This is a genomic window from Schlesneria sp. (genome assembly GCF_036405755.1).
Lineage (GTDB): Bacteria > Planctomycetota > Planctomycetia > Planctomycetales > Planctomycetaceae > Schlesneria > Schlesneria sphaerica.
Genome location: NZ_DASWWZ010000464.1, coordinates 1 through 8,569, shown reverse-complemented (window position 1 = coordinate 8,569; position 8,569 = coordinate 1). Strand labels below are relative to the sequence as shown.

The window sequence follows — 8,569 nt, the reverse complement described above, 5'->3', positions numbered from 1 at the left end:
CTTGTCGGCGCACAAGATCAATCCCAGCGGCACATCCTCTTCAGGCCGCATTTCGTGCTGTTCCAGCCATCGCAGGTAAAGCTCCATCTGCCCTTTGTCAGCAGCCTGGAATCGCCCCAGCTTCAGATCAATGGCGACCAGGCGACGGAGACGTCGATGGTAGAAGAGCAGGTCGAGGTAGTAATCTTCGCTGTCGACGGTGATTCGCTTCTGTCGAGCGACGAATGCGAAGTCAGTCCCCATTTCCAGAATGAATGATTCCAATTCCCGCAGTATGGCCTGCTCGATGTCCTTCTCGCTGTATGCGCCGGCCAACCCAAGAAAATCGAGGAAATACGGATCCCGAAAGACAAGGTCAGGTGTCAGCCGGTCCTCGTCGCGGAGCGTAGCGAGATCCTGTTCGATGAGCTTGTCAGGTTTTTTGGCGACTGCCGTTCGCTCGAACAGCAAATGGTCGATCTTGTGCCGAAGCGTGCGAACGCTCCAGCGTTCGACGCGACACATCTCAGCGTAGAAGTCCCGTTTCAAGCGATCTTCCAGCGGGATCAGTTCAACAAAGTGGCTCCAGCTCAATTGTCGCGACAGTGTCGCGACAATCTCAGGATCCGAGAATGACTCGGCGAACTGAACCATTCGCCACAGTGCTTTCGCGCTGAATCCTTTGCCGAATTCCTGGATCAATTGTTCAGACAGTGTCTGAAGAATCTCTTGCCCATACTGAGCACGCTCCTCTTCCAGCACGTCCTCTCGAATTCGTCGCCCCATTTGCCAATACAGCATGACCAGTGTCGAGTTGACGGTAACCGCAACCTGTTCCCGCGATCGCTCGATCAATCGACGCAGATCGCTGACCAGTCGCTGCGGCATCGCAGCGACTGTCTTCGAGGTCCGCATCAGTTGTGTCGATTTCTTTTTGGGCATTTTTACTAACAACGGCCGGAACTCAAACTGGCTAAAGTAAAACATGGGTCATCGAGGCAGGTACTTCTGTGGTCGTCACGATACTTTCTTTTTCCGTCCTGCACCTTTGGACGCATTACACGGTCCACAGGTGAGCGCCGCGTTGGATAAATCTGTCTTACCTCCGCGGCTATATGCCTTAATGTGGTCGGCCTGAAAATTCGTCCAGTCGAGTAGTTCGCCGCATATCGTACATTTCTTCTTCTCTTCGCTGCTCCACAACAGCCGCCGTTGCTCAGCACTGAAAATCCGTTTATCGTCCTTCCGTTCAAACAGCCCTTCCAGCAGATGCTGGATCATTTCTCCACGTCGCTTTCGTTGCGTAACTGCATCGGTTGACTGCTGCACGAGAAGCAAATAGTCCGCGTAGATCCGCTGGTTGGAATTGGCACCTAGTGCTTTGCGCTGCTGTTCCCGCACGTCATCGACGCCGGAAGAAAAACGCTGAAGCAATCGCATCGCAACTTGGTTTCGGCGGCGGTCTGTCATGACCAGTTTTTGCTGATGCAGCTCCCAAATCACCAGAAACAGCGAGTAAAACTCAGCCGAGTTCTTGAAGCGGGTCGTCCGCAACTCGGGAAACATCAGCTTTAGCGAACCGAGTGTCGCTGAGAACTCACCGATCGCCTTGGTTAATGAAGCCGAGTGAGTTGCCGTATTCCCAACAGCCTTATCAACAGCCTGCTTCTTGTGGATTGGTCCACCGGCCAGAATCGATGCGAGAAGTTCGCAGACCAACTCGACATCACGCATCCGATCAATGTCAGCCGCTGACAGAATTCCCTGCGACGTGAAGTAGTCACGACACTTGCGTGCAAGCCTTTCCGCTTCCTTGAGGAATGTACTCGTATAGAACCTCGCATGACGGCGTTCGCTGGTGGTGAGAGCCTTGCCGGTCGAGTTGATCCGTACAAAAAGGTCAACAATCTCCGCCAGCGGTCCACTGACCTCGGCCACCTGCAATTTGTAGGTCAAGAACGATGCCGCTCGCTCATACTTTTCAATGTCTTTCCAATTCCACCACTCACCGTCATCATCTTCGGGAAACTTGAATTTCACATCGAAGCCATCCCGGTGGAATGGCTTGATCCGCGAAAATAGGAAAATCGTTTCCAACCGTTGTTTGCCGTCAATGACGTCGTAGACCGGGATGCCGTTTTCCTCTCGACGATAGAGAAAAACTGAAGGGACCGGATAACCTTCGAGAACCGACTGGATCAGCTTTCTCCGATCCGTGATCGTCCATACGCTTTTTCTCTGAAAGCCAGGTTCCAAATTGAGATGTCCTTGCGATTGCAGGTTTCGCAATTCAAGAATCGTCTTGGTGCCATACTCAACTGAGATACCGTCTTTCATGCTATTCCTCGCTGCTCCGATTTGACTTTCATCAGCTTCATTTGTTGATCGACCATTGCGTCTTGATCGGTTGCGACCTGAGAGGTCACGGCGGTGTTGCATTCTTCGTTACTCAGAAGCTGCCGCGACCCATCTGGAAAGACTGTTTTCCATTGCTTTTGTGAATAGCTTGATCCCTTAAAGGCATTTGAAGGACGTTTATGTTTTGGTTTCTTACGCCAGACGAAGGCGTCCATACCCACGTCGATTGTCACTCCGGTTCGACAAACCGAGATAGGGCCTCCGCTCTGGTCCGTGATTTGACGCGCGAAGCGCAGAACATGTGACGTGTCTGGTTGCGCGTAGTCGCGGCCGGCCACTTGCTCGAATCGTTCAACTGCATGTACACAACAGACCAGTTGGGCATACCCGACACCGACGGCCTTCCCGGCATTTGCACATTGAGCCAAGTACCGAAAGAGCCGAACACCTCGGTCCAATAGGCGGTCACCATCGTCGTCGCGATTGTCGATCAGCAACGGGTTATTGCCATCCTTCTGACGCTTCCGCGACTTCCTTTTTGGGAGCTCTGCTGGAAGCGTGACGGCGTTTCCAAGGTCTTTTTCGGGCAGCGTAGCATCCCAGATGATCCCTTCGATCTTGTGAGAGGTGTTGCCAACACCAACCGTCCCGCCGGCCTTGCCTTTCGGGATTGCGAGACATGGGCCATTCAAATAGCCGACTGCTGGCAATGCAGCCACGATTGCTTGCAGGTCGTCGTGAGTACCGTTCCAAGGGGCCAGTTGCGGTAACCCGTACCGCTCCTGTAGTGATTTCGCATAGGTGGCGATCAGATTGTGGTTGCTACCGATCCTGGATTTGCCGGGGAGTACCGCCAGTCGGCTAGCTCGCCATGTCGAAGTTGGGAAACACTCGAGAAGCCAATAGCATCCAGGTTCCATCGTGTTGGCCCCCGGATCAACAGCTGAGTTTGCAATGTGGGCGTTCCCGAGACTTACAAGCTCAGCGAATACATCAATGCAGAACTTAATCCAGCCATGTTGGGTTTGTGGGTATGTCCTTCCATACTCGCCCGTCTTCCCCTGACAGCGTGCCTCGTATTCGCATACTCTCCCGACACCGCGACGCTCGCCAGCAAGGGGTTCGCGCCAGCCCTGCGGGCCGTCCAGACTCACCGCTGCGATGTTTCGTTCGCGGACAATCTTTTCAATTGTCTGGGCCATTGATTTGGGCGAAAGCTGAATGTCCGGCCAGTCGATGCAGCCGCACTCGACAGTCTGCCATGCAGCCGCATCACCAGAAGTGAATCCAAGAATCGCCGACCCGTTGTCTTGCCAGCTTCGAGAGGCGAGGTCGATCCCCAAGACACGCAGCGTCTCGTTCATGTTCCAGCCCTCCGTCTTCCGCGTCCACGTGTTGCCTTCGGTGGCTCCCAGGCTTTGATTTCATCCAACGTCCAGCCGGTGCCTCCGTCCGGGCGCGGGAGATTGCGGGCTTCTTCGTTGATGAAACCTTCAAAGTAGTCTCCCATTGGAACGCCATATTCGGGGTCGACTTCGTTGTGCCATTGTTTGAGCCAAGGGAGGAGTTCGATCAGGCAGGCAAGCAGCGGGACAAGTCGCGGGTCGTCTCGGCCGCCGAGGCGTTCCTGGATGTCGACGTAGTGGGCGCTGATCGCACGGGCCTGTTGCAGTTGGTCGTAGCCCCCCCAGACGAGCATCAGTGTGCCGTCGTTTCCTTCGCAGTAGGGCAGGCTGATCCAGCGTTCTTTGGGAACATCCAACTTGCCTCGCAGCGACCAGTAGCGGGCCTCGCCAGTGGAGATGAAATCAGCGCTCGTGTACTTGGGTGGAACGGGGACTGAAGTGGTCAGCTTCTGGCTTTCAGCGGTCAGCCTTTCTTTCTTCGCTTCCAACCGCTTGCGCTCGCCATCGTCTTCCGTCTTTTCCAACTGATCGCTGATCACTGAAAGCTGATCGCTCAACCTGTCTTCCTGCCGTTGCAGTTCCCAAGTCTTCTCCCACTCGGCCCGTTTGCGGAGTCCAGACTCTTTGTAACGCAGGATTGGCAACAGCGGGACGCTTTCGGCGGCGACGAGTTCCTCGACGAGTTTTTGCACGTCGAACGCCGGATCTTCGCGGTACAGTTCGCCGACTTGCTGGAACTCGGTGTCCTGCCGAGCGATGTCGGCGAGTTTGGCGACGGAGACCAACGCGATGTCGAGCTTAGCAGTTGGCTTTCCGGCGTCATTCATCCGCCCGTCGAAATCAAAATAGCTCTCCAGCCGATCCAGCAGCCATTCGCGGAGGGCGCGTTCGAGCTGCGTGTCCCACGGTTCCGTGTTCCAGCGGCGTTTGTACTCGGGTTGTTCAATCAAGCCAATATTCGGATTCTGCTGCAACAGATCGTGTCGGCGATGGTAAAGCCGGACGTAATCATCAGGCCAATGAGCAGGCGGATCCGTGCGCGGTGTGGCATTGTGACGCTCGAACCACGTCGTGGGTGCCGCGGCCCCGCGTGCGATGCTTCGGGCCAGCAGGATTTCAAATGAGCGCTCGCCAAAGGCCAGCGGGAATGGATCGCCCGAATAAGTCAGGTCTTCTTCGATCAGGCCGTACAGCTTGTAGCAGGCCCAGTCGAGTTCCTCTTGCAGGAAGATCATCAGGCCACGGAGGTTCTCGTAGCGTTCGCGGGCCTGGAGAAAAGTCTCGCGCAAAGACGCAAACGCGCAACGGTCGCCATTCGCATTCTTTGCACCTTCGTGCCTTTCTGCGAGGATTTTGGCCGGTGTCGTAGCCTGAAGTCGCTGGGCCAGTTCATCCAATCGTTTCGCCAAAGTGATTGGGCGTCCTGCGGGCAGCGGCAATTCCGACAACATTCCTGCGGTGTACTCGTAAGTATTGAAGGCGACATCTCCTGTTGTCCGTGCACCATGCTGATCCGTGGAGTCGCCCTTGTTGTGTCCAACTTGTTTCATCCAGAAGCAGGCGCTGGAACTGTTCAGCAGGCCGAGGAGCGCAAAGTAGTCATCTTCCGTGACCGGCCGGGCACTCCCGACCGGCGAGTCGATCACGTCGGGCAGTTTGATCACGGGGCTATGTCGATTACATATAATGGGCTTTGGCGCAAGTGCAAAGTGGTTGTGTGTCGCAACTGCCGCGAAATGAATAAGCGCATCTGCCCGCACACGACCCTGCATAATGATCGCGTATTCGTACCATCGCATTGCTCGCTCGTGCTTTTTCTTTCCGAAATACAAACCAGCTGAAATCGTAGATCGAAATGACCAAAGGTAACGATTTGTTACCGCATCTAAAGTCGAGATCGGTTCAGCAGCGGAGTCATAGGGAAATAGACACTGATCTTTAGACAAATGATTCCAGTCGCGGACGTCGTCACCTGTTACGAAACTGCGACGAAGCGAATTTGAAATTCCACGTCGAGACCACGTCGCAACGTCCTGATCGATAAACACGTCATCATCACCAGCAATCGCCATCACACCAATTTCCGATACAAGTTCCCCCAGTGTCTGACCCGACGATGCTTCAATGCTTTCTTTCAACTCCGCTGCCCCGCCGCCTCCGATTGACCATGGATGTGTATGGAACCGATCCCGATCAGAATCGCTGACGCTGACAAACTCGGACTGGCTACCGGGCTCGTCAATTTGATTGACAATCGCAGACCACACGAGTCCCTGTGCCGGATTGTCAGGAGTTGTCGGCTCGCCTCGAATCCCCATAACCGCGCGAATTGTGCTTGCGACTGGCGAGCGGTTGCGTCCCAGCAATATCACTGTCGGCGTGCCGTGGCCAGGGATATACGCGCCGCTGGTGTCGATCACGTGTGTAAGTTCAATCGTTGGGAAAAACACCTCAATCATCTTCTTGCCGAACTCGCGCTTCATGAACGAATTCGCAGTGATCTGCCCAGTGAACCCGCCCGCTTCTCCATACCGTTCTCGACCTTTGATGGCCAGCCGAAACAGCCGCTCCATGAAAGGGACAGCCAGCGAATACTTCATATGGCACGATTCCGGATACATTCTGCGATACGCTTCGTTCGCAGCGCGATCCTTCGGCGTGATGTAGGGCGGGTTTGCCACGACAGCATGATAGATCCCCGGATAAAGAATCTTGCGTAGCAGTGGCAGGTCTTCCGGCAGGTACGAATGCTCGACAGGCTCCCAATCCCCCAGCGTCTTTTGTTCGCGTGTTCCGGGACCGTGCAGCAGGGAATCTCCGCAGGCCAGGTTCAAGTGAAAGTCGGGAGCATCACACAATCGCTTGGTTCCCGAGGCCCGCATCGCGGCCAGTAGCAGTCGGAACCGCGAAATCGCAACGGCATACGGATTCAGATCGACGCCATGCACGCTATTAAGAGCTCGTTGCACCAATTCACGCATGTTCGTTGCTGGTTCGCGTTTGAGCCAGCGATCCAAAATGCGCCGAAATGATCCCAGCAGAAAGTGTCCACTGCCGCAGGCCGGGTCGATCATGCGAAACCCAGCGGCGGTGGTCTCCCCGGTGCCGGAGTTCACAACAGGCTTGGCATCCAACCCGAACTCATCCAGCGCAGGCTCCAACGTCCGTTCAAGAATAAACTCTTCCACAAACTCCGGCGTTTGAAGGAGAGCGTACCTCTTGCGAATCGCTTCCGAGAGATCCTGGTACAGATCGCCCAGAAAGCGAGTGTCCCAGGCCGGGTCAGCGAAGTCATGGACGAGTAAGCCGGTGTTAGCATCGATCTTCTGGAAGAACCGCAGCAATTCTCCAGCAGCATCGCCGGACAGCCAATTCGGCAGCTCGCGAAGCGGATTGTGCCGCCCAAACACGTCCCGTGTGCCGGGTAGCTCGGCAAGTGCATTAAACACCGAGAGCAGGTACTCTCGGTCGGTCTCTTTCGGATGGGCGCGAAAGTAAAGTTCATGCTCATCTCGTGCCCGCTGAAGCCGTTCGTTGGGGCCAGCGATCTTCGGCGGGTCGATCAACTGGTTGTCTTCCAGAAACCGAACGAAGACGCACGACAATACCCACGCCGCCGCTGTCTGCGTGATGGCACCCGATCGCCAGTCCTCATAGTTCTCCGCTGTCCGTTCGGCGTTCTTTGCTCGGTCATACTCCGCGCGCAGCGTCTGACCGACTTCGGGGACATCCGAAGATTCACTCCGTTCCTGCAAATCGGTTTCCAGCCGCTTGAGGAGGGATTGGAGATCGGAGAGGAGTTGCTGCCGGTTAATCACTCGTGAGCCTCTTGTTTTCCATTTCCACGGTGCAGGTTCTTCAACCAACTCGTCGGAATTCGTGCCTTTTGTCCGGGGCCGATCAGCGGGACGGGCTTGGAGTCGATCAATGCCTGGCCGTCACCGGGCAAAAGCAGCCAGAGGCCGGGGATGCCGTCTCGCCGTCCAACTTTCTGCGACAGCCGACTTAGCAAAGCCATCTGGTCGTAACGGGCCAGCAGACCGGGATAGATGACGAGCATCGTCTTATCAACGGCGTACAGTTTCTGTTCGATCGCTGGCATACACCGGCCGACGAGCATCATCAGCTTGTCCCAGTCGCCATCGTGCGGATGGGCGTCTGTTTTGAGTACCAGGTCCCATTTCACTTTCGCTGCTTCTGCGGTGTTGTGCAGTGAATCCAGAAACAGCCCCTCGAAGTCGACAAGCTGAAGTGGAAACCGGCGACAGAGTTCATCACGCGCCCGGTCGTAATACTTCGGGCTGACCAGCAGCGTCAGAAACGAGCCTTCCTGGATGGCCCTTGTGAGACGTTCCTCGAATTGACGGGCATCTGCCTCCTCCGGTGTGACATCGCCCGCCTCCCCGCTCTCATTCGTGGTGTGCCAGCGTGAGACGGATTCGCTGGCGCTGCTGACCGAGACAGGGTCTCTCAGTGGGCTGCTGTAACAGCCGACTCCGTTCTTGCCTTCCGGATTCCAGCGGAAGTTGAACCCAGCCTCCTTGAGCAACCCGTCCACTTCGGGGTAATCGGGCAGTGGTGCAGCTTCGGGATAGCGGCTGGCGATCCGCTCGCGAATCTGATCGACGGTGAGCGTCCGCATGCCCAGCAGCGTGCCTTGCGAGAGCTTGAGCGCACGGAGTGACGACATTCCACGCGGGTACAGTTCCTTCTGGCTGGACACGGCGGCTTGTTCAGAAGCGATCGCAGCGAGACGAATCAGTCGGGCATCGGAGATAAGCACATCACCGGGAGCTTGGATTCCTCGCAGTCGTTCCAGACATCGC

4 protein-coding genes and 1 pseudogene are annotated in these 8,569 nt (G+C 55.8%); all 5 read right to left on the bottom strand.

Annotation, left to right across the window (positions count from 1 at the left end):
• Positions 1-894 (bottom strand): PDDEXK nuclease domain-containing protein (locus VGE80_RS15900; protein ID WP_440593355.1); only part of this gene is annotated, 894 nt, incomplete at its 3' end.
• 102 nt (positions 895-996) lie between these two features.
• Complete coding sequence (locus VGE80_RS15895) at positions 997-2,316, bottom strand: HNH endonuclease family protein (RefSeq protein ID WP_440593354.1); 1,320 nt, start codon at positions 2,314-2,316, stop codon at positions 997-999.
• Positions 2,313-3,701: a hypothetical protein gene (locus VGE80_RS15890; protein WP_440593353.1), complete on the bottom strand. Its 1,389-nt coding sequence runs from the start codon at positions 3,699-3,701 to the stop codon at positions 2,313-2,315. The genes VGE80_RS15895 and VGE80_RS15890 overlap by 4 nt, the downstream gene beginning before the upstream one ends.
• Positions 3,698-7,561: a BREX-2 system adenine-specific DNA-methyltransferase PglX gene (gene pglX, locus VGE80_RS15885; protein WP_440593352.1), complete on the bottom strand. Its 3,864-nt coding sequence runs from the start codon at positions 7,559-7,561 to the stop codon at positions 3,698-3,700. The genes VGE80_RS15890 and pglX overlap by 4 nt, the downstream gene beginning before the upstream one ends.
• Positions 7,558-8,569, bottom strand: a pseudogene (locus VGE80_RS15880) (BREX system serine/threonine kinase PglW); the annotation flags it as partial. The pseudogene VGE80_RS15880 and the gene pglX, both read right to left, overlap by 4 nt.

Excerpts from the sequence above, each read along its gene's own strand:
- VGE80_RS15890 (WP_440593353.1), bottom strand. The coding sequence starts at position 3,701 with ATGAACGAGACGCTGCGTGTCTTGGGGATCGACCTCGCCTCTCGAAGC.
- VGE80_RS15895 (WP_440593354.1), bottom strand. The coding sequence starts at position 2,316 with ATGAAAGACGGTATCTCAGTTGAGTATGGCACCAAGACGATTCTTGAA.